The following is a 21662-nucleotide window of genomic DNA, read 5'->3' on the forward strand; positions in this document are numbered from 1 at the left end:
GGTGCCTCTTTACTGCTTGAGTTTCGGGTCGAGTGCATCACGCAAACCATCGCCCATGAGGTTGAATGCCAGAACCGTCAGCAGGATGATCACTCCAGGGAAGGTCACCACCCACCAGGCACTCTGCGCATACTGCAATACGTCGGAGAGCATGGTGCCCCACTCCGGCGTCGGCGGCTGCGCCCCCATACCGAGAAAGCCCAACGCGGCCATATCCAGAATGGCGTTGGAGAAACCTAACGACGCCTGCACGATCAGCGGTGCCAGGCAGTTAGGCAGAATATTGACGAACATCTGGCGCAGCGTACCGGCACCGGCCACGCTTGAGGCGGTTACGTAGTCGCGATTGACTTCCACCAGCACGGCGGCGCGCGTCAGACGAATGTAGTGCGGTAGCGCGACGAAGGTGATCGCCAGCGAGGCGTTGACAATCGACGGGCCAAAGATGGCCACCAGCACCAGCGCCAGCAGCAGGCTTGGCAGCGCCAGCATGATGTCGACGAGGCGCATAATTACCGCATCCACCACGCCGCCGAGATAACCGGCCATCAGGCCGAAAATCACGCCCAGGATCAGCGACAGCACCACCACCATGCAGCCGACCAGCAGCGACAGGCGCGCACCAAACATCAGGCGCGACAGGATGTCACGGCCGACGTCATCAGTGCCCAGAATAAATTTCCAGCTGCCGCCTTCCTGCCACACCGGCGGGTGCAGCAGCGCATCGCGGAACTGCTCCGCCGGAGCATGCGGTGCCAGCACATCGGCGAAAAGGGCGATCAGCAGCATCAGAATGATGTAAACCAGGCCGATGACCGCGCCTTTGTTACGTTTAAAATAGTGCCAGAATTCCTGAATCGGGGTCATCGGCTTCGGTGCAGCGGTGACGCTTGCGGGATCAACAGCAGACATGATTCCCCCTTATTTCTTATGACGGATGCGCGGATTCACCACGCCGTACAACAGATCAACCAGCAGGTTGACCAGAATGATCAGGATGGCCACCAGCAGCACGCCGCCCTGCACCACCGGATAATCACGGCGCTGCAGTGCTTCGATCAGCCAGCGACCGAGTCCCGGCCAGGAGAAGATGGTTTCGGTGAGGATGGCGCCCGCCAGCAGCGTGCCCACCTGCAGGCCGATCACCGTGACCACCGGCAGCATGGCGTTACGCAGCGCATGCACCACGATCACGCGCATGCGCGTCAGACCCTTGGCGCGCGCGGTACGGATGTAATCTTCACCCAACACTTCCAGCATCGAGGAGCGCGTCATACGCACAATCACCGCCAGCGGAATGGTGCCCAGCACGATGGCTGGCAGGATCATGTGCATGACCGCATCTTTGAAATCGCCCTCTTCGCCCCACAGCAGCGTATCAATCAGCATAAAGCCGGTGAGCGGATGCGTGTCGTCAAGGAAGATGGTGTCACTGACGCGTCCGGAGACCGGCGTCAGGTTGAGCTGCACCGACACCAGCATGATCAGCATGATGCCCCACCAGAAGATCGGCATCGAGTAGCCGGTCAGCGAGATGCCCACCGCGGTATGATCGAAAATTGAGCCGCGTTTCACGGCTGCCAGCACGCCGACCGGAATCCCCACGGCGACGGCAAAGATCATGGCGCAGATGCCCAGCTCCAGCGTGGCTTTAAAGCGCGGCACGAACTCATCCCACACCGGGATGCGGCTTTTCAGCGAGATGCCGAGGTCACCATGCAGCACGCCGTTGATATAGGTGATGTACTGTTTCCACATCGGCTGATCGAGACCAAACTGGGCCATCAGCTGCGCGTGACGTTCGGGAGAGATGCCGCGTTCACCGGCCATGATCAGCACCGGGTCGCCGGGGATCAGGTGAACGAAGGCAAAGGTCAATAGTGTAATACCGATGAACGTCGGGATGACAAGGCCCAGACGTCGGAGTATGAATTGCAGCATAAGCCGGATTCTCTGTCATTTTCCGTGGCGCTAACGCCATGGACTACATTGCTCACAATCCGCAGCCGGCACAGCCGGACGCGACGCAAGAAGCGCTTCAAAATCCCCGTCATACTTCACGCTGCAGCAGCGTAAGGCTGTAAGGGTTTATAAGAAATTAGCCGGAAATAAAGTGCGGAGTACGGGCGGCGAAGGTGCCGCCCGAGGGCCAGCATGGCTGGCCCTGACCGCGATAATCCGAAAGGTTATTCCTGGATGTCGACGTTTTCGAAGTGATGTTTACCTAATGGATCAACCACGTAGCCACTCACTTTCTTGCTCACTGGTTCGTACACGGTTGAGTGCGCGATGATCAGTGCTGGCGCCTGGTCATGCATGACCACCTGCGCCTGTTTGTAGAGCTCAATACGTTTGTTGTGATCGGCTTCAGCACGCGCTGGCTGAATCAGATCTTCAAACGGCTTGTAGCACCAGCGTGAGTAGTTGGAACCGTCTTTCGCTGCCGCGCAGCTGAACAGGGTGGCGAAGAAGTTATCCGGATCCCCGTTATCACCGGTCCAGCCCATCATCACAGTCTGGTGTTCACCGGCTTTGGCGCGCTTCAGGTACTCGCCCCACTCGTAGGTAACGATTTTGGCTTTCACACCGATTTTCGCCCAGTCAGCCTGAACCATTTCCGCCATGCGACGGGCGTTCGGGTTGTACGGACGCTGTACCGGCATCGCCCACAGATCGATGCTGAAGCCATCCGGCATGCCAGCTTCTTTCAGCAGCTCTTTGGCTTTGGCCGGATCGTAAGCGTAGTCTTTGACGTCATTGTTGTAGCCCCACATGGTTGGTGGGATCAGGTTTTTCGCTGCCTGACCGGCGCCCTGATAGACCGCATCAATGATGGCTTGTTTGTTCACCGCCATGGTCAGCGCCTGACGCACTTTGACGTTATCCAGCGGTTTTTTCTCGGTGTTGAAAGACAGGTAACCGACGTTCAGTCCTGGCTGTTCCATCAGGTTGATTTTGGTGTCTTTCTTCATGCTGGCGATGTCAGCCGGGTTTGGATACGGCATCACCTGACACTCACCTTTCTGCAGCTTGGCGTAGCGCACCGAGGCGTCTGGCGTAATGGAGAACACCAGGCGATCGATTTTTGGCTTGGTGCCCCAGAAGTCCGGGTTGGCTTTGTACAGAATGCGTGAATCTTTCTGATACTGCTGCAGCACGAACGGACCGGTGCCCACCGGGTTGAGGTCCAGTTTTTCTGGCGTGCCGGCTTTCAGCATGTTGTCGGCATACTCTTTCGACAGGATTGACGCGAAGTCCATGCCGAGGTCGGCGAGGAATGGCGCTTCCGGACGGGTCAGCGTGAAGCGTACGGTGTAGTCATCCACTTTTTCGATTTTGGCGATCAGCTTCGGCATGTCCATGCCTTCGAAGTATTCGTAGCTGCCGCCGGAGACACCGTGGTACTTGTTGTTTTTGTCGAGCTGGCGCTCGAAGGAGAACACGACGTCATCAGCGTTGAAGGTGCGGGTCGGCTTGAAGTCTTTGGTGGTTTGCCACTTCACGCCCTGACGCAGATGGAAGGTATAGGTTTTACCATCTTCGCTGACGTCCCATTTTTCTGCCAGGCCCGGCTGCAGCTCGGTGGTACCGGTTTTGAACTCAACCAGACGGTTGTAGATCGGCACTGAGCTGGCATCGTAAGTGGTGCCGGATGTGAACAGCTGCGGGTTGAAGCCTTCCGGCGAACCTTCTGAACAGTAAACGAGGGTTTTTGCCTGAACGCCCGCGGCCACAGTCATAGCAATCAGGCTAAGACCGACCTTCAGCATCCTGGATTTGGCCAGGGAGTTGATCATGTTTTGCTCCATTGTGATGTGATGTTGTGTGCGTCGCCCGACCTCTGATTTTTTTATGCGGTTCGGGCAGGTCAGTTATGTAATGACCAAAATGCGAGCGGTTATTGTTTTAGCACTGACCCCGTGGAACCTGCCAGCGCTGGCCGTCTCTGCATCTTATTGACGCATCAATTTGTCAACAGTTGCAATGAACGTCAATACAACGTGGGGTTATTTACACAGAGTGTGAGTAAGTGCAAGCAACGATAAAAAACAGTGTTTGCGCGCTAAACCAAAATTAAAAAAGGTGATAAAGCGTGCGGTGCCGCGTGATTATCTGGCAATAGCGCCTGATGACAGTGATTATCACCGCTAAAAAACGTCTGAAAGTTGTCGGTAAATGTTGAATATCTGAACGATTCCCCGTGCGTTATGACGTTCAGGCAGCGAAATATGCTGGCGTAATGGCATAAGAAATCAGCAAAAAGCAAAAGCCGGTCATAAGCAGAATGTGTCGCGAATTAAGAGAGGTGCTTTGATGCAGCGAGGGATGAAGAGCGGTGTTGAAGAATAATACGGTTTATCCCGGTGATGATTAATAGAACGCGTAAATTGATGACTTTGCTTAATTGCTGCCGGGATTTGTGTCTGGTTCAGGGAAGGTCATCAGATCGCCATGAATGATGGACGTGGATTCCGGCGTGACCATCCGGTCGCCATGAATGGCGCTCCTATAGGATTATGCACTTTTCTAGGGTGCGTATTTATACGCACCAGGAGGGTATGCACGGCAGCCAGTAAATCCTCAGCCATCACCGAAGCCGGACAAAGGGTGAAATGCGGGGCCGTGGAGTAAAGCGTCACACGCCATGGATGGCGTGTGCCGAGCGATCAGGGACGAGACAGCGTCTTTACGGAGCGGTCCCGTATTTCACCCTGAGAGTGCAAAAACGACAGACGAAAAAAAACCTGCTTTTTGCAAAGCAGGTTTCTTAAATGATGGTCGGCGAGAGAGGATTCGAACCTCCGACCCACTGGTCCCAAACCAGTTGCGCTACCAAGCTGCGCTACTCGCCGATGGGGGCGAATATTACTGCCGTGACTTTAGAGCGTCAATCCCTTTTCCCGAAAATCCGCCTGATTGCCTGGAAAGCAAGCAGTGCCTCAAACACCTGCCTGCTCAATAAGATCCAGGCACGAATTACAACGCTTTTGCACTGCTGGTCGAGGCAGGTGCCTGACACCAGTTATTCGCCGCTTTAATACCGCCATCCGGCGAGCTGTAACCCAGACAACCTAAAATGGTGTCGAACAGCTCAACGTGACGATGGGTTTTGCCGACGCGCTGCTGCGCCTGCAAGCGCTCAAAGTTGCTGCGGTTGGTCGGGTCCTGCAAATACTTATCCGACGCCCAGACAATCATCGGCACACGGAACTGCTCCGGCGGTGCCATCTCGCGCGGCGTACCGTGCAGGTGCATGTTGTCGCTGATCGACTCGCCGTGGTCGGCGGCATAGAACACAATCGCCTTCTTATCACGCAGCTGATCCAGCACGCTGTCCAGCATGGTATCGACATACAGAATCGAGTTGTCGTAGGCATTAATCAGCTGGGCTTTGCTGCACTTATCGTCCACGCCAATACACTCGGGCTGATAACGGGCAAACTCACGCGGATAGCGCTGCGAATAGAGATAGTGCGAACCTTTGGTGTGCAGAATTACCAGATGCTTGCCTTTCGGGAAGCGCTGCAGCGAAGCCTGCAGCTCCGGCACCAGCAGCATATCGTCCACCGCTTTGCCCTGGTTACGCTTCTCCGAACCAATCTGCTCGCGGAACGAAAAGTTATTCACATCAGCGTTGTCGTAGAACCACACTTCGCTCTGCATGGCGAACAGCTCGGAGGTAAAGCCCAGCTCTTTCATCACGGCAAAAATGTTCTGCTCTTTCAGCGTACGGCCAGGGTTATCCATGGTGCCGCCCTCGCGTACAAACATACAGCGCAACGACAGCTTGGTGGCGGTATCACAGGATTCACCGCGGAATGCCACCAGGTTCTTCTCTTTCGACAGCTTCGGCGTGGTATCGCGGTTGTAGCCCAGCATGCCCATGTGATCCCAGCGCGTGGTCTCGCCAATCACAAACACTACATAGGTATCGTCGATGCCGGCCGGCGCCACGTAGGTAAACTTCTTCGCCGGATCGAGCAACTCCTGGCTGTCCAGCTTCTCGTCCACCTTGGTCCAGGCGAACAGGCCCAGCGCCGCGATCCAGTTAGAAGGCAGATAAGAGTGCGCCACCACGCCGCCATAGCTTGGCAGATCGATGTTAGTGATCTCTTCATTGGCTTTTTGCAGCTTGTCGAAATAGCGAATCGGCAGCCACACCAGCGCCACGCTCAGCAGCATAATTAGCGTAGGTTTCAGGCGCTGACCCGGCGTCTTTAGCTGTTCAATCAGCGTCAGGCTCAGGTTGTTGCGCCAGATCAGCAGCAGCGGCAGTGCGCTCACCAGCACCATCCACAGCACAAAGTGCATGCCGATGACCTCTTTAGAGAGATCGACATCGGTGGTCATGACCGACGCCACAATGCCGTAGCCGATCACCACGTTAAAGAACGCCATGTAATAGGCGGCGGCCACCGAAATCACCACCAGCAGGCTGGCGATGACGCGATAAAACCACTTGCCGCCCAGCGACAGCAATCGCATCAGGAAGAAGGTCAGCAGCACGGCGGCGGTCACTTCTGCCGCGGCAGATAACCAGTTGGTGACGGTGGATTTGGTTAAGAAGCCGTCAAAACGGCGATAAAAGATTGGCAAATTCAATAAGATGCCAAGATAGAGCGCCAGCAAAAGCGATAACTTTTGCTGCGTTAAACTTTTAATGTAATTCATATAAATTTCTGTTCCCGACCTGGTGTCGATGCTTCAACCGTAAATGTGACTGTGCAAAGACCGTAAGGTTCGCTTGCGTAGCAGAAAAGCGTGACCTGGCGAGTAGGATCGGGACGAATCTGAACCTAAATAATCACGATGATGCACGGAGCGCAGCAGTAGAACATTTAACCAATGGTAAGACCAGAAAATTCTTTAGTTCGCCGGGATGCGGGAGGGAGTTCACAATAAAACAGGCTCCCGCAGGAGCCTGTTACGCACGTATCACCTTAGTTGATGATATTCAGCGTCACGTCGATGTTGCCGCGCGTGGCGTTTGAGTACGGGCAAACGATGTGTGCCGCATCAACCAGCTTCTGCGCTTCCGCCGCGTCCATCTCTGGCAGATGGATATTCAGTTTTGCTTCAATGCCAAAACCGGTTGGGATCGGGCCGATACCGACTTCGCCTTCAATCCAGGCGTCTTTTGGCATGGCGATTTTGTCGCGGCCGGCGACAAATTTCATCGCGCCGAGGAAGCAGGCAGAGTAACCGGCAGCAAACAGCTGCTCCGGATTCGTCACCTCGCCGCCCGCGCCGCCCATCTCTTTTGGTACGCCCAGCTTCACGTCCAGCACATTATCAGACGAGGTGGCGCGGCCATCACGGCCACCGGTTGCTTTGGCTTTGGCGGTGTAAATCACTTTTTCTAAAGACATCATAACCTCACTATTCGCTATATAATCGCGTGCTATTTATAAGGCACAAGGGAAACTTCACTATCTGGATGCCGCCGCAGCGACATCCCGGATGCTCAGGTGGCGCGATTCAGGTTACCGCGCAAATCGTCCAGCTGCTGTTTCAGCGCCGCCATGGTGTCGGTGTCGCAGGCGGTCGCGCACTGTACCGCTTCCGGAATGCTGGCGGCTTTTTCCTGCAGCGCGCGTCCCTGATCGGTCAGCGTGACCACCACCTGCCGCTCATCCTGACGCGAACGCTGGCGGCGCAGCAGACCGGCGCTCTCCAGCCGTTTCAGCAGCGGCGTCAGCGTGGCCGAATCGAGAAACAGCTTTTCACCAATTTCCGACACCGTCAGATCATCCTGATGCCACAGCACCAGCATCACCAGATATTGCGGATAGGTGATCTCCAGCGCCGCCAGCAGCTGGCGATAGACTTTATGCATCGCCAGGTTCGCCGAATAGAGCGCGAAACACAGATGCTGATCAAGCTGGAGTGGCGCAGGCTTCACTTTTTTGTCATCTTGATTACTGTTCATGCGACTCAATATAGATAGCGCGCTAGATAATTGCAAGCAACTTTTTCCTGGAGTGTGAAGATGCGTGATTCACTGGAAGAGCAGGCGCGCCGTTATGCCACGCAGGCACATGCCGATGCGGGCCAGCGTCGCAAATATACCGACGAACCCTATATTGTGCATCCGGCCGCCGTCGCGGAGCTGGTGCGCAGCGTCAGCGATGACGAAGCGATGATCGCTGCCGCCTGGCTGCACGATACGGTCGAAGATACCGCCAGTACCTTACTGGATATTGAAAATCACTTCGGGACGCGCGTCGCCCAGCTGGTCGATATGCTCACCGACAGCGCCCAGCCGCAGGCAAAGAATCGTACCGCCCGTAAGCTGGCGCACTTTCGCCACACCGCCGAAGCCTCGCCCGAGGCGCAAACCATCAAGCTCGCCGATATCATCGATAACACGCGCGCCATCGTGCAGTTTGATCCCAACTTTGCCCGGGTTTATCTGGTCGAGAAACAGATTCAGATTCAGCTGTTACAGCAAGGCGACCGGCGTTTATGGCAGCAGGCGAATCACATCATTGAACAGGGCATTGCGCAGCTGGCGAAACCGCCGCACAGCGTGCCGGAGAGCTGGTTTGTCAAACAGGCGGCGAAATACGGTGGCTTAAGCTGAAAAAAACCCGCCGTGCAGGCGGGTCACAGAGAACCGATAGTCGGCGTTATTCCAGCAGCTGCCGGCCCAGATACGGGTTGGCCTGCAGCAGTTTCATTAGTTTGCGAGCCGTGGCGGATGGGCGCGTGCGTTGCGCTTCCCAGCTTTTTACTGACGAGACGCTCACCCCCATCACGCGGGCAAATTCATCCACCTGCATGCCGGTCATCTCGCGTAAACGCTGCGGTTCGGGAACGGAAACGGTATTGAGTGCAATTTCTGATACGGGAGTCTTTGCATCACGTGTCAAAACAATTTGCTCAAGACTGCTGAGTAATTCGACCATTGGATCTTTTATTTCCATAGAGAACTCCTTAAAACTCACTATGAAGCACGTGAAAGTAGAGAGGTAAGCGCCACCAGGCGCTGAAACCGGCCATATCAGGCTGTATCCCGCAACAGTCCTCCCTCATCGGGGAAAGATAATGTTTTAATGAAACCATTGCGGGACACAGCCTGTTGCACACTGCTAAAAGATGTCAGGGCAATGCAACATTTAACCGGGTCTCTAAGTATGGGTCAGATCCCCGGCTTTGCTGCCTGTTTCCTGATTATTTTTTCTTCTTTCTTATACCGCAAACGGATCGATCACCATAAGTAGCTGACCCGCCTGCACTTGCTGCCCAGCCTGGCGTTGCAGGCTGTGGATTTTGCCACTGACCGGCGCCACGATCGGGATTTCCATCTTCATCGATTCAAGAATGCCGACCGTGGCACCCGCGGTAACCTCACCGCCTTCTGCCACCAGCCACTGCCACACGCTGCCCGCCACCTGGCTCTCAACGCTATGGCAGCCCGCCGGCACCACCACTTCCTCGCTGCTCTGCGCCTGTAGCTGGCTGTCGAAGGTAAACTGGCCATCGGCGCGCCAGCGTGCCAGTTCGGCGTCAAACGCCTGCTGCCGCTGCTGCTGGAACGCGTCGATCTCCGTTGCCTGTTCAGCCAGCAGCGCCTGATAGTCGGCGAGGCGAAATTCCCCGGCTTCCACGCGCAGCGGATAATCGCCCCACGGGAAACGTTCGCGGATTTGCAGCAGTTCGTCGGCACTCACCGGATAAAAACGGATTTGGTCGAAGAAGCGCAGCAGCCACGGCTGGCTAAAGGCGCTGGTGCGGCGATCGCGATTCCACATCTGTAGCGTGCGTCCGACAAACTGATAGCCGCCCGGCCCTTCCATACCATAAACGCACAGGTACGCGCCGCCGATGCCTACCGAGTTTTCCGCCGTCCAGGTGCGCGCCGGATTGTATTTGGTGGTCACCAGCCGGTGACGCGGATCGAGCGGCGTCGCCACCGGTGCACCGAGATAGACATCGCCCAGCCCCATCACCAGATACGAGGCGCTGAACACAATCTGTTTCACCGCCTCCACGCTGTCGAGCCCGTTGATGCGCCGGATAAACTCAATGTTACTCGGGCACCAGGGCGCGTTCGGGCGTACCGACTGGCTGTAGCGGGTAATCGCTTCACGACAGGCGGCATCGTCCCAGCTGAGCGGCAGCCACACGGTGCGCGATGGCACAGCCGCGTCGGCAAGATCGCCCAGCAGATTATCAGCGTGCAAAATTTGCGCCAACAGCTCACTTCTTGTGCACCGCTGCGCGTCGTAGTGCACCTGCAGCGAGCGGATACCCGGCGTCAGCTCCAGCTGGCCCGCCAGCGGATGCGCCTCCAGCCACTGCATCAGCGCGTGAACGCGAAAGCGCAGCGCAATGTCCAGCGTCAGCGCGCCGTACTCCACCAGCAGAAAACGGTCGCCCGCAGCGCGCACGCACAGTGCAGGCCGCCCTGCGGTTGCTGCATGCTGGTGCAAGATCGGATCGATCAGCGGCCGTGCGGGCGCCACGCGCACCGCTTCCGCCTGCAGATTCGCGATCTCGCTGCGCTGCGCCTGCGCCAGACGATCGGCATCAGCCAGGGCGATCGGCACAAAGCGCAGTCGATCGCCCGCTTTGAGTTGACCCAGCTTCCATAGATCGGCGTCGATCACCGTCGCCGGACAGACAAAGCCGCCCAGCGAAGGGCCGTCCGGACCGAGGATCACCGGCATATCGCCGGTAAAATCCACCGTACCAAAGGCATAGGCGTTGTCGTGAATATTGGACGGATGCATGCCCGCCTCGCCGCCATCGCTGCGCGCCCAGTCAGGTTTCGGGCCGATCAGCCGAATCCCGGTGCGGCTGGAGTTATAGTGCACCTGCCACTCAGCGGCGAAAAATTCGTCGATATCATCATCAGTAAAGAAGGCGGGCGCGCCGTGCGGACCATAAATAACGCGCAGCTGCCATTCACCGTTGAGCGGCGGCAGCAGCGTCCCGGGCAGGCTCGCCGCCTCAGCCTGACGCGGCGCGGCCAGCTGCAGCACGTCGCCGGCACGCAGCGCCCGTCCGGCATGGCCGCCAAACTTACCCAGCGTAAAGGTACTGCGGCTGCCCAGATAGCGCGGCGTGTCCAGCCCGCCGGCCAGCAGCAGATAGCTGCGGCAGCCGTCGCGCACGTCGCCCAGCGTCAGGGTTTGTCCGGCCTGCGCATGCAGCACCTGATGCATCGCCAGCGGCTGGCTGTCGAGGGTAGCCGTCAGCGGCGCGCCGCTCAGCACAAAGCTGCACGCCTGATTAAAGCGCAGCGTCGGGCCGCGCAGCGTGATTTCCAGCCCGGCCGCCTGGGCCTCGTTACCCAGCAGGCGGTTGCCGAGCTGGAAGGCGCGGCTGTCGAACGGCCCGGAAGGCGGTACGCCAACGTGCCAGTAGCCGACGCGGCCCGGCGCATCCTGCACCGTGGTGAGGGTGCCGCCGCTGAGGATATCCAGCGTCGGCGGCTGCCACGTCACGCTGCCGAGCGTGGCAGTAATGATGCGCCCCTGCTGCACGTCCGGCAGCGTACACAGCTGACGCAGCCAGCGCAGGTTGGTTTCGATACCGTACAGCTCACTCTGCGCCAGCGCTTCGATCATGCCGTCGAGCGCCCGCTGACGATCGGCCGCATGCACGATGATCTTCGCCAGCATCGGATCGTAAAACGGTGAAACCTCCATGCCACTCTCAACGCTGCTATCGATGCGCAGCGTGGCGTGATCGAGCGCCGTCGGGAACTGTACGTGGCTGAGCAGCCCGGCGCTTGGCTGAAACTGTTTGGCCGGATCTTCAGCATACAGCCGCACCTGAATCGCATGGCCCTGTGCCACCGGTTGCAGCGTCGCCAGCGGCGGCAGACGCTGCTGCGCCAGCTCCACCATCCAGCGCACCAGATCCACGCCGTATACCAGTTCAGTGACGCCATGCTCAACCTGCAGGCGGGTATTTACCTCGAGGAACCAGAACTGCTGGCTGACCTCATCGTAAACATACTCCACCGTGCCGGCGCTGCGATAGTTGACGGCGCGCGCCAGCCGTACGGCGGTGGCCTGCAACTGCGCGCGCACCGCATCGCTGAGTCGCGGCGCGGGCGTCTCCTCCAGCACCTTCTGATTGCGGCGCTGCGCCGAGCAGTCGCGTTCGCCCAGCGCAATCACGTTGCCCTGGCCATCGCCAAAAATCTGTACTTCGATATGGCGCGCCCGGGCGATAAATTTCTCTAAAAACACGCCATCGTCGGCGAAATTATTGCCTGCCAGCCGCTTCACGCGGGTAAAGGCGTCTTCCAGCTCGTCCGCGCTGTTGCAGCGCTGCATCCCGATGCCGCCCCCGCCGGCGGTGCTTTTCAGCATCACCGGATAGCCAATCTGTTGCGCGGCAGCCTGAGCCTGCTGCAATGAGGTCAGCAGGCCGCTGCCCGGCAGCAGCGGCACCGCGTTCTGCTCAGCCAGTTCACGCGCGCGATGTTTCAGGCCAAACGCCAGCATCTGCGCCGCGTCCGGTCCGAGAAAATGCAGGCCCGTCGCTTCGCAGCGCGTGACGAACTCCGGTTTTTCACTGAGAAAGCCATAGCCCGGATGCAGCGCCTGTGCGCCGCTCTGCGCGGCAATCGCCAGCAGCTTGTCCTGGTTGAGGTAGGTGTCACGCACCTGGCCCTCGCCCAGCGACCAGGCTTCGTCGGCCAGCCGCACGTGGCGCGCGTGGCGATCGGCTTCGGCATAGACGGCAATCGCCCGGATATTCATGGCCTGCAGGGTTCGGATAATGCGCACGGCAATCGCGCCACGGTTGGCAATCAATACGCGATCAATCATGACTGAATACTCTTATTGCGGCAGGTCGTCCTGCACCAGCTGTGACGGCGTAAAACGGGTCGTCCCGTTGCGTCAGAGAATCACCACACGCTGACGGCAATCGGCGTCGGGTTGTAACCGTTACAGGGATTGTTGAGCTGCGGACAGTTGGAGATCAGCACCAGAATGTTCATCTGCGCCACCATCTCAACATATTTACCCGGCGCGGAGATGCCATCGGCAAACGTCAGGCCGCCGTCGTGGGTCACCGGCACATTCATAAAGAAGTTAATGTTGTGCGTGATATCGCGGCGTGTCAGGCCAGACTCCGGGTGCGCCGCCACCGCCAGCATCCAGCTGTCACGGCAGGAGTGCATGTGGCGCTTTTCGAGGTCATAACGCACCGTATTGCTCTCGCACGAGCAGGCACCGCCGAGCGTATCGTGACGGCCACAGGTATCGGCAGTGATGGTCAACATCGGCCGGTCAAGATTAGAACGCAGCACGCTGCCGGCCGTGAGAAACACGTTGTGCTGACCGCGCAGCGTCTCGCTCATGCTGTAGCGCTCGGCGGTATCGTCGGCGTTGAAAAACAGCGTATCCGCCGCCTGATTGCCTTCCAGATCGGTAATGCGCAGCGTCTCGCCGGCAGCAATGCGCTGCAGCCAGTAATCACCAGCGTCGATCTGCTGTTGCAGACGCGCCTGCGCCGGATTTTGTTCACTCTCTTTGATCATCACACTTCTCCCTGCAGTTGATAGAGGGCGTTATTGCGCAGGCCGCGCTGGTTTTCCGCGCGCTGCAGACAGATTTCCGGCAGCGGCGCGCGCTGCGCATCCAGCGTCAGCTGCAGCGGCTGGCGCGGATAAGCGGTCGCCGGGCTGAGCGGGTGCGGACAGGTGTGCAGCAGCACCAGCGTGTCCATGGCGAAACGCAGCCGGACCTGCGCGCCGGCTTCGCCCTGGCGTTCCAGCGTCAAGCGCCCGCTGTCATCGGCGCGCACCTGGGCAAACAGGTTGAGGCAGGCCGCCATGTCGCGCTGGCCGAGGCCATATTTCGCCAGCTCCACCAGAAAGCTGTCGTAGCCGTTTTGATGGCGCAGGTTGCGCGCCTGCTGATAGTCGCTGACCCCATAGCGCGCGGCAGTCTGTGCCGCGTTCAGCGTGCCGCACACGCTCTCGTGCCAGCCGAAACTGTCCAGTTCAATGCCGCAGAAAATGCGCCCCATGTCCGAGTAGAGACAGTGGCCGGCGGTGAGCCGAAAAGTATGCTGGCACTTGAGCGTGTCCGGCGCGTTGTAGCGCTCCAGCAGGTTTTCCGGGTTATAAAACAGCAGGCTGGCGCTGGCGCCGCCCTCCACGTCGGTCAGCGTCAGCGCGCTGCCGCTGCGCATGACAAAAGACCAGTGCGCCCCGGCGGGCAGCAGGGTTTGGTATGGCTGCATCGTGCTCTCCTTTAAGCCACCTGCGTCGCGGACAGCACAGCAGCGGCGGGCTGTGTGCGATCCAGCGGCAGGTCGTAAGTGATGGTGGCGCCCCAGGCTTGCGGCGCGTGTGGATCGTGGCGCAGTTTGTCGAACACCAGCAGACGCGACGCGAGGCTGAAGCCCTCTTTCAGATCGTGGGTGATCATGAAAATGGTCAGCTGATGCTGCTGCCACAGCTGGGTGATCAGCTGATGCATCTCGCCGCGAATGCCCGGATCGAGTGCGCCAAAGGGTTCATCCAGCAGCAGAATGCGCGGCTGTTTCATCAGCGCCTGCGCCAGTGCCAGACGCTGCTGCATGCCGCCCGACAGCTGATGCGGATATTTGCTCTGCGCCTGCTCCAGTCCGACCTGCGCCAGCATTGCCTGCGCGCGCTGGCGAATCGCCTGACGTTTGCGTCCCCAGACGCGTCCCAGCCAGCGCGCGCTGCTGAACTCGTCGGCCAGCATCACGTTGCCGAGCACCGTCAGATGTGGAAACACCGAGTAGCGCTGAAACACCACGCCGCGATGGGCATCCGGCTCGTCGGGAATCGGTGCGCCATCCAGCAGCAGCTCGCCTTTGGTCGGCGCTTCGGTGCCGAGCAGCATATTCAGAAACGTGGTTTTGCCGCAGCCGGAGGCACCGACAATCGCCACGAACTCGCCGCGCTCGACCTCTATATTCAGCCGCTCCAGCACCACCTGATCGCCGTAGTGCTTTTCCAGATTTTTCAGTTGCAGTAAGGGCATCGCGCGCTCCTTATTTGGCGTGATACCACGGCCAGCAGCGTCGGCTGACGAGCCGCAGCAGCAGGTCGAGGGCAAAGGCCAGCAGGGTGATCCACGCCACGTACGGCAGAATCACATCCATGGCCAGATAGCGGCGCATCAGGAAGATGCGGTAACCGAGGCCTTCCGTGGCCGCAATCGCTTCGGCAGCAATCAGGAACAGCCACGCCGAACAGAGCGACAGCCGCACCGCATCGCACAGGCGCGGCATCAGCTGCGGCAGAATCACCCGCCACAGAATCTGCGCGCTATGTGCACCTAGCGTCTGCGCTTTGACCAGTTGCTCCTGCGGGATTTTCTGCACCTGCAGCTGCAGATCGCGCGCGATCAGCGGCGTGATGCCGATGACAATCAGCACCACTTTGGAGACTTCCCCGAGGCCAAAGCAGATAAACAGAATCGGCAGAATCGCCAGCGGCGGCACCAGCGCAAACAGCGTCACCAGCGGTGCCAGCACCGCGCGCACCACCGGCAGCGCGCCGGTGAACAGGCCGATTGCCAGCGCCAGCAGCGCGCTGATAGCAACGCCGCTCAGCAAACGCAGCAGGCTGGCGGCGGTATCGCTCCACAGCAGATACTCGCCGGTGCGCGGGCTGGGCTGAAACGCCATCCGGCTGATGGCCTCGCCCATGGCGTTGAATCCCGGCAGCAGTTTGTCTGCCGCGTTCAGGCTGAGGCGCGCATCCGACGCGAACAGATAGACCAGCAGCACCGCCAGCAGCGGCAGAATGCCAAGCAGCAGGCGGCCGAGCGGCAGCGGTTGGTAGTTGATCAATTTACGCATCGGCAGCGCCTCGCTTACAGCTGACCGGCAGCGGCCAGTTTGGTAAAGGTGTCAGTGAAGCGCAGTTTGATGTTGCTGGCATCGCCCCAGTTACCGGCCGGCGTGGCGACGCCTACCGCATCAGCGCCCGGCGCACCTTCGCCCAGCAGGCCGTGCTTAAAGGAGAACTCGGCCACCAGCTGCATGGTGGCTTTCAGCTGCGGGCTGTCGATAAAATCCAGCGTGGTTTTGGCATCGCTGAACAGGTGCGTGGCGGCAAGCTGTTGATCAAAGCCGGCCAGATCGGTACCGGATGCCTGCGCCATCTGCGTGCGCGCCGCTTTGGCACTGTCGCTCTGACCGGCCATGCTGTGCAGCGCCTCGTACCAGGCGCCGGTAAGCGCTTTGCCGAGCTGAGGATATTTGTTGAGCGTGGCGGTGTTGACCACCAGCAGGTCGAGGATTTCGCCCGGGATCTGCGCCGAGGAGAACACCAGATGGCTGTCCGGCTGCTTCTCTGCTTCCGCCAGCAGCGGATTCCACGTGACGATGGCGTTAACATCAGCGGTACCAAATGCCGCCACCAGATCGGCATCGGCGGTGTTCACTACCCTGACGTCCTTCTCGCTCATGCCGGATTTCTCCAGCGCGCGCGCCAGCAGATAGTGCGAGACCGAGAGTTCGACGAGATTGATGGGTTTGCCTTTCAGCGCGCTGACGCTGTCCGCGCCTTTGAGCAGAATGCCGTCGTTACCGTTGGAGTAGTCGCCGACAATCAGCGCGGTGCTGTCGACGCCGCCAGTGGCGGGAATGGTCAGCGCATCCATATTGGTCATGGTGCAGCCGTCAAAGCCGCCTGCGGTGTACTGATTGACCGACTCGATATAATCGTTAACCTGCACGAACTGAATATCGATGCCGTACTTATCGGCCCACTTTTTTACGATGCCGCTTTGCTGGGCGTAATCCCACGGCATCCAGCCGGCGTAAATGGACCAGCAAAGCTTAAAGGAAGGTTTAGCGGCGGCCAGCGACGGAACGCTGAACAGGGCGACGCTGCAAATCAGCAGCAGGCGCAGACAGGCTTTAATCATGATGATTCCTCTGGCGTTAACGGACGAAAATCAGGCAGGAGGCGGCGAGCAACGTTCTCGCTTTCCTCCCGGGCTTTTTTCCCGCCGTGTAACCGTCAGAGGACGGTCGGTCACTCTCGGACCAGCATCTCGCGATCGGAACCCTAGTGACCCATTGCAAATTGTGTGGCGACGTCGGTTGCCCGCTATCGCTCCTGCATCTGTCAGAAAACAGGCAATATCGGTGCCAGGTTGCTATCAGCCTGAAATACATCACTTATTGAGCAGGGCGGCTGGCGCAGACACCGTGCGCTGCACAATGGTGCAGCAGCCACGCACCAGCGTGAAGCACTGCAGACCAGCCGTTGTACAGCAGAGGCCATTGCACTATTCTTTAGGACCTTTCCCAGCGAATCGAATTTAGCCATCGTCACAACAGGAGTTGAATTATGGCGTCAGGAATTTCCCGCATCTGGATGCGTAGCGGCATGCTGCTGACCGGCGCGCTGCTTGTGCTGCAGCTCACCGCCTGCGGCGATAAAGAGGGCGATCAGCGCAAAGCCTTTAGTGATTTTCTGCAGAACACCGTGATGCGCAGCGGTGAACATCTGCCCAGCCTGAGTGAAAACCAGAAGCAAACCTTCGGTAATTACGCCGGGGATTACGCCATTCTGTATGGCTTCTCGCAGCAGGTGAATCAGGCGGTGGATCAGGGCATGCGCCCGGTGGTGGATGAGCTGGCGGCCATCCGCGTGCCGCAGGATTATCTGACGCGCCGCGACAGCCTGCGCCAGGCCAGCGGCAATCTGAGCGTGCTGACGCAGCAGATTCAGAGCGCCAAGATGCAGGCCGACAGCAGCAAAGCCACGCTGAAGCAGCCGGACGATCTGAAGAAAGTGTACGACAGCGTGTACGCCAAAGTGGTGACTCAGCCAGCCAGCACGCTGATCCCGCTGCTGCCGCAGCTGCAGGCGCTGAGCCAGTCGGCAGTTCAGGCCGGCGATTTCCTGCAGTCGCAGGGCACGCGCGTCAGCTTCAACGACGGCGGTGTTCAGTTCCCGACGCAGGAGCAGGCCACGCAGTACAATACGCTGATGAGCAATCTCGCCAGCAACACGCAGGCGCTGACCCAGGCACAAAACGCCGTACAGGGCGGTTTGCAGTAAGCCGCTCAGCGGGCAGTATCCCCCTGCCCGCTTTTTCAGATTTTCGTCACTTCCTTACATCGCTCTTTTCTGTCAGCCCAGAGTGTGATCTGGCGCATTTTCAACCAAAAATAGTTTGTGATCTCAATCACATTTGTGAAACAAACCACACCATCATGAAAGTGACTTCTGTCACATTTTTATCGCTATTGCGCGCATTTTTTCGCCAGCGTTGCTTTCTTACAGGGTATTTATGTGATCAATGTCACCTTTAAGCCCCCTGTCCACCCCAATCCAGCGTGATATGCGTCACACTTTTTCCCGACGCTACGCAGCGTAATCAACTAGTGCTAGAGTCCGCGTGCATACAGTAATGCCACGGCCCCCGCCGTAACGTCTTAACAAAAACAAACGCGCTCTCTTATTGCAGCGCGTCTCAATAAGGGGTGGGTTTATGTCCTCATCAGTCAAGGTCAAGGTTCAGAGCTTTGGTCGCTTTCTGAGTAATATGGTGATGCCAAACATCGGTGCGTTTATCGCCTGGGGTATCATCACAGCACTGTTCATTCCAACCGGATGGATTCCTAACGAAACGCTGGCCAAACTGGTTGGCCCGATGATCACCTACCTGCTGCCGTTGCTGATCGGCTTCACCGGGGGTCGTCTGGTGGGTGGCGATCGCGGCGGCGTGGTCGGTGCCATCACCACCATGGGCGTGATCGTCGGTGCCGATATGCCAATGTTCCTTGGCTCGATGATTGCTGGTCCGCTGGGCGGCTGGGCGATCAAGTCGTTTGACCGCGCGGTTGACGGCAAAATCAAAAGCGGCTTCGAGATGCTGGTTAACAACTTCTCGGCCGGTATCATCGGTATGCTGCTGGCGCTGCTGGCGTTCCTCGCTATCGGTCCACTGGTAGAAGGTCTGTCGCACATTCTCGCCGCCGGCGTAAACCTGATGGTGCAGAACAACCTGCTGCCGCTGACCTCGATCTTTGTTGAACCGGCGAAAATCCTGTTCCTCAATAACGCCATCAACCACGGTATCTTCTCGCCGCTGGGTATCCAGCAGGCCAGCGAAGCGGGCAAATCAATCTTCTTCCTGATTGAAGCGAACCCGGGTCCGGGCATGGGCGTGCTGGTTGCTTATATGATCTTCGGCCGCGGTAGCGCCAAGCAGTCGGCGGGCGGTGCAGCGATCATCCACTTCCTCGGCGGTATCCACGAAATCTACTTCCCGTACGTGCTGATGGCGCCGCGCCTGCTGCTGGCAGTGATCCTCGGCGGTATGACCGGCGTGTTCACCCTGACGCTGCTGAACGGCGGTCTGGTATCACCGGCCTCACCAGGTTCGATTCTGGCCGTGCTGGCGATGACGCCAAAAGGCGCTTACTTCGCTAACATCGCGGCGATCGTTGCGGCTTTCGCTGTCTCCTTCGTGGTTTCTTCTATCCTGCTGAAAACCAGCAAAGTGAAAGAAGAAGACGATATCGAAGCGGCAACCCAGCGCATGAAAGACATGAAAGCGCAGTCCAAAGGCCAGGCGGTTGCCGGTTCACCGGTGGTTGCCGATGCCAGCAGCGTTGACGTCAGCCACGTGCGCAAAATCATCGTCGCCTGTGATGCCGGTATGGGCTCCAGCGCCATGGGCGCAGGCGTGCTGCGCAAGAAAGTGCAGGATGCGGGCCTGAGCAATATCTCGGTGACCAACAGCGCGATTAACTCGCTGCCGGGCGATGTTGATCTGGTGATTACCCACCGCGATCTGACCGAGCGTGCGATGCGTCAGGCGCCGCAGGCGCAGCACATCTCGCTGAACAACTTCCTCGACAGCGCGCTGTACACCAATCTTACCGATCGTCTGGTGGCAGCGAACCGCAGCGAAGCCCACCGTGAAACGGTACAGACCGCGCTGGCAGACAGCTATGACGACGGCAGCGCACACCTGTTCAGACTGGGCGCGGATAACGTGTTCCTCGGCCTGAGCGCCAGCAATAAAGAGCAGGCGATTCGCTTCGCCGGCGAGCAGCTGGTGAAAGGCGGCTACGTGCAGCCGGAATATGTTGAAGCGATGCTGGCGCGCGAGCAGCTGACGCCAACCTATCTCGGCGAATCCATCGCCGTGCCGCACGGCACCGTTGAAGCCAAAGACCGCGTGCTGAAAACCGGCGTGGTATTCTGCCAGTATCCGGCCGGCGTGCAGTTTGGTGATGAGCCGGACGAAGTCGCGCGACTGGTGATCGGTATTGCCGCACGCAATAACGAACACATTCAGGTGATCACCAGCCTGACCAACGCGCTCGACGACGACAGCGTGATTGAGAAGCTGGCGAACACCACCAGCGTGCAGGACGTGCTGGATCTGTTGTCTGGCAACACTGCCCACGCGTAATCAGCGGTTTTAACTTCCCTGGGGCGGGCAAGCCCGTCCCCACTTTCCGGGGCGGACATGCCCGCCCTTTCGTCATTTGATATGGGTCAAATTTATGAAAGCGTTACATTTTGGAGCAGGTAACATCGGCCGTGGATTTATCGGTAAGCTGCTGGCGGATGCCGGTATCGAACTGGTGTTTGCCGATGTGAATCAGGTGGTACTTGATGCCCTTAACGCCCGTCATGAGTATCCGGTTCACGTGGTGGGCGAGCAGGCGCAGGTTGAAATCGTTACCGGCGTCAGCGCGGTGAACAGCACCAGCGACGACATCGTCACGCTGATCGCTGAGGTTGATATCGTTACCACGGCGGTTGGTCCGCAGATCCTCGAGCGCATCGCGGGCAGCGTGGCGCAGGGTCTGGCCAAACGCAGTGACAACGGTAATGTCCGTCCGCTGAATATTATCGCCTGTGAAAACATGGTGCGCGGCACCAGCCAGCTGAAGCAGCACGTACTGAAAGCGCTACCGCAGCAGTATCATGCGTGGGTTGAAGAGCACGTTGGCTTTGTCGATTCCGCGGTGGACCGTATCGTGCCACCGTCCGAAGCCGGCAGCACCGATCCGCTGGAAGTGACCGTAGAAACCTTCAGCGAGTGGATTGTCGACAAAACCCAGTTTAAAGGCGCGCTGCCGGACATTCCTGGCATGGAGCTAACCGATAACCTGATGGCGTTCGTCGAGCGCAAGCTGTTTACCCTCAACACCGGTCACGCCATCACCGCTTATCTCGGTAAGCTGGCCGGTCACGCCACCATCCGCGAAGCCATTCTCGACCAGAAAGTGCGTGCCGTGGTGCAGGGCGCGATGCAGGAGAGCGGCGCGGTGCTGATCCAGCGCTATGGTTTTGATGCAGAGAAACATGCCGCGTATATCCAGAAAATCCTGACGCGTTTCGAAAACCCGTACCTGAAAGATGACGTTGAGCGCGTCGGCCGTCAGCCGCTGCGCAAGCTGAGTGCCGGCGATCGCCTGATCAAGCCGACGCTGGGCACGCTGGAGTACCAGCTGCCACACGCCAGCCTGGTGCAGGGCATTGCCGCCGCGATGCACTATCGCAGCGAAGCCGATCCGCAGGCGCAGGAGCTGGCAACGCTGATCGCGCAGAAAGGCCCGCAGGCGGCACTGGCGGAGATTTCTGGCCTTGATGCCGACAGCGAAGTGGTGAGCTCAGTGGTGAGCGCTTACCACGCTATGGCATAATGCGCGCCCTTTAGTGGTCAAAT

17 protein-coding genes, 1 tRNA gene and 1 riboswitch are annotated in these 21662 nt (G+C 58.7%); of the genes, 4 read left to right on the forward strand and 14 right to left on the reverse strand.

The window, feature by feature from the left end; genetic code table 11:
- Positions 1 to 9 precede the first annotated feature (9 nt).
- The 7 genes from dppC to MXF20_RS17415 form a co-directional block, all read right to left on the reverse strand.
- On the reverse strand, positions 10 to 912 hold the full coding sequence (gene dppC, locus MXF20_RS17385) for a dipeptide ABC transporter permease DppC (protein ID WP_325970496.1): 903 nt from the start codon (positions 910 to 912) through the stop codon (positions 10 to 12).
- A gap of 9 nt (positions 913 to 921) precedes the next feature.
- Positions 922 to 1941 (reverse strand): dipeptide ABC transporter permease DppB, encoded by a 1020-nt coding sequence (dppB, locus tag MXF20_RS17390; protein WP_325970498.1) that lies wholly within the window; start codon positions 1939 to 1941, stop codon positions 922 to 924.
- Positions 1942 to 2186: 245 nt separating this feature from the next.
- Entirely contained in the window at positions 2187 to 3797 is a 1611-nt protein-coding gene (gene dppA / locus MXF20_RS17395; protein WP_325970500.1) for a dipeptide ABC transporter periplasmic-binding protein DppA, read from the reverse strand.
- Between the two features lie 979 nt (positions 3798 to 4776).
- A tRNA-Pro gene (locus tag MXF20_RS17400) sits at positions 4777 to 4853 on the reverse strand.
- 124 nt (positions 4854 to 4977) lie between these two features.
- A complete protein-coding gene (gene eptB, locus MXF20_RS17405) occupies positions 4978 to 6672 on the reverse strand; it encodes a kdo(2)-lipid A phosphoethanolamine 7''-transferase (RefSeq protein ID WP_325970502.1) in 1695 nt (564 codons plus the stop codon).
- A gap of 269 nt (positions 6673 to 6941) precedes the next feature.
- Positions 6942 to 7370: an organic hydroperoxide resistance protein gene (locus tag MXF20_RS17410; RefSeq protein WP_021507024.1), complete on the reverse strand. Its 429-nt coding sequence runs from the start codon at positions 7368 to 7370 to the stop codon at positions 6942 to 6944.
- Positions 7371 to 7465: 95 nt separating this feature from the next.
- Positions 7466 to 7930, reverse strand: coding sequence for a MarR family winged helix-turn-helix transcriptional regulator (locus MXF20_RS17415; protein WP_010616544.1), 465 nt, complete (start codon positions 7928 to 7930; stop codon positions 7466 to 7468).
- A gap of 60 nt (positions 7931 to 7990) precedes the next feature.
- Between MXF20_RS17415 and MXF20_RS17420 the strand changes: the two genes are divergently transcribed.
- Entirely contained in the window at positions 7991 to 8584 is a 594-nt protein-coding gene (locus MXF20_RS17420) for an HD domain-containing protein (protein WP_211725844.1), read from the forward strand.
- A gap of 46 nt (positions 8585 to 8630) precedes the next feature.
- Here MXF20_RS17420 and MXF20_RS17425 read toward each other — a convergent pair whose 3' ends face one another.
- From MXF20_RS17425 to MXF20_RS17455, 7 genes are all read right to left on the reverse strand, one after another.
- Positions 8631 to 8927 carry an HTH-type transcriptional regulator gene (locus tag MXF20_RS17425; RefSeq protein ID WP_058781651.1) on the reverse strand — a complete coding sequence of 99 codons (297 nt, stop codon included), beginning with the start codon at positions 8925 to 8927 and terminating at the stop codon, positions 8631 to 8633.
- Positions 8928 to 9191: 264 nt separating this feature from the next.
- Entirely contained in the window at positions 9192 to 12791 is a 3600-nt protein-coding gene (gene uca, locus MXF20_RS17430) for an urea carboxylase (RefSeq protein WP_325970508.1), read from the reverse strand.
- An 80-nt stretch (positions 12792 to 12871) separates the two neighbouring features.
- Positions 12872 to 13507 (reverse strand): urea amidolyase associated protein UAAP2, encoded by a 636-nt coding sequence (locus tag MXF20_RS17435; protein ID WP_325970511.1) that lies wholly within the window; start codon positions 13505 to 13507, stop codon positions 12872 to 12874.
- On the reverse strand, positions 13507 to 14214 hold the full coding sequence (locus MXF20_RS17440) for an urea amidolyase associated protein UAAP1 (RefSeq protein ID WP_325970513.1): 708 nt from the start codon (positions 14212 to 14214) through the stop codon (positions 13507 to 13509). The genes MXF20_RS17435 and MXF20_RS17440 overlap by 1 nt, the downstream gene beginning before the upstream one ends.
- 11 nt (positions 14215 to 14225) lie before the next feature.
- The gene (locus MXF20_RS17445; RefSeq protein WP_325970516.1) at positions 14226 to 14987 is read right to left on the reverse strand and encodes an ABC transporter ATP-binding protein; all 762 of its coding nucleotides are present in this window, start codon (positions 14985 to 14987) and stop codon (positions 14226 to 14228) included.
- A gap of 10 nt (positions 14988 to 14997) precedes the next feature.
- On the reverse strand, positions 14998 to 15810 hold the full coding sequence (locus MXF20_RS17450; RefSeq protein ID WP_058771035.1) for an ABC transporter permease: 813 nt from the start codon (positions 15808 to 15810) through the stop codon (positions 14998 to 15000).
- Between the two features lie 14 nt (positions 15811 to 15824).
- Complete coding sequence (locus MXF20_RS17455) at positions 15825 to 16883, reverse strand: putative urea ABC transporter substrate-binding protein (RefSeq protein WP_325970518.1); 1059 nt, start codon at positions 16881 to 16883, stop codon at positions 15825 to 15827.
- Between the two features lie 63 nt (positions 16884 to 16946).
- Positions 16947 to 17041: riboswitch (guanidine-I (ykkC/yxkD leader) on the reverse strand.
- A gap of 270 nt (positions 17042 to 17311) precedes the next feature.
- On the opposite strand from MXF20_RS17455, the gene MXF20_RS17460 reads away from it, so the two are divergent.
- From MXF20_RS17460 to mtlD, 3 genes are all read left to right on the forward strand, one after another.
- A complete protein-coding gene (locus tag MXF20_RS17460; protein WP_325970520.1) occupies positions 17312 to 18028 on the forward strand; it encodes a DUF3053 domain-containing protein in 717 nt (238 codons plus the stop codon).
- 433 nt (positions 18029 to 18461) lie between these two features.
- Positions 18462 to 20396: a PTS mannitol transporter subunit IICBA gene (locus tag MXF20_RS17465; RefSeq protein ID WP_325970522.1), complete on the forward strand. Its 1935-nt coding sequence runs from the start codon at positions 18462 to 18464 to the stop codon at positions 20394 to 20396.
- A gap of 94 nt (positions 20397 to 20490) precedes the next feature.
- Positions 20491 to 21639, forward strand: coding sequence for a mannitol-1-phosphate 5-dehydrogenase (gene mtlD / locus MXF20_RS17470; RefSeq protein WP_325970524.1), 1149 nt, complete (start codon positions 20491 to 20493; stop codon positions 21637 to 21639).
- The last annotated feature ends 23 nt before the right edge of the window (positions 21640 to 21662 follow it).

The sequence above is a fragment of the Pantoea dispersa genome, assembly GCF_035783935.1.
GTDB lineage: Bacteria > Pseudomonadota > Gammaproteobacteria > Enterobacterales > Enterobacteriaceae > Pantoea > Pantoea dispersa_C.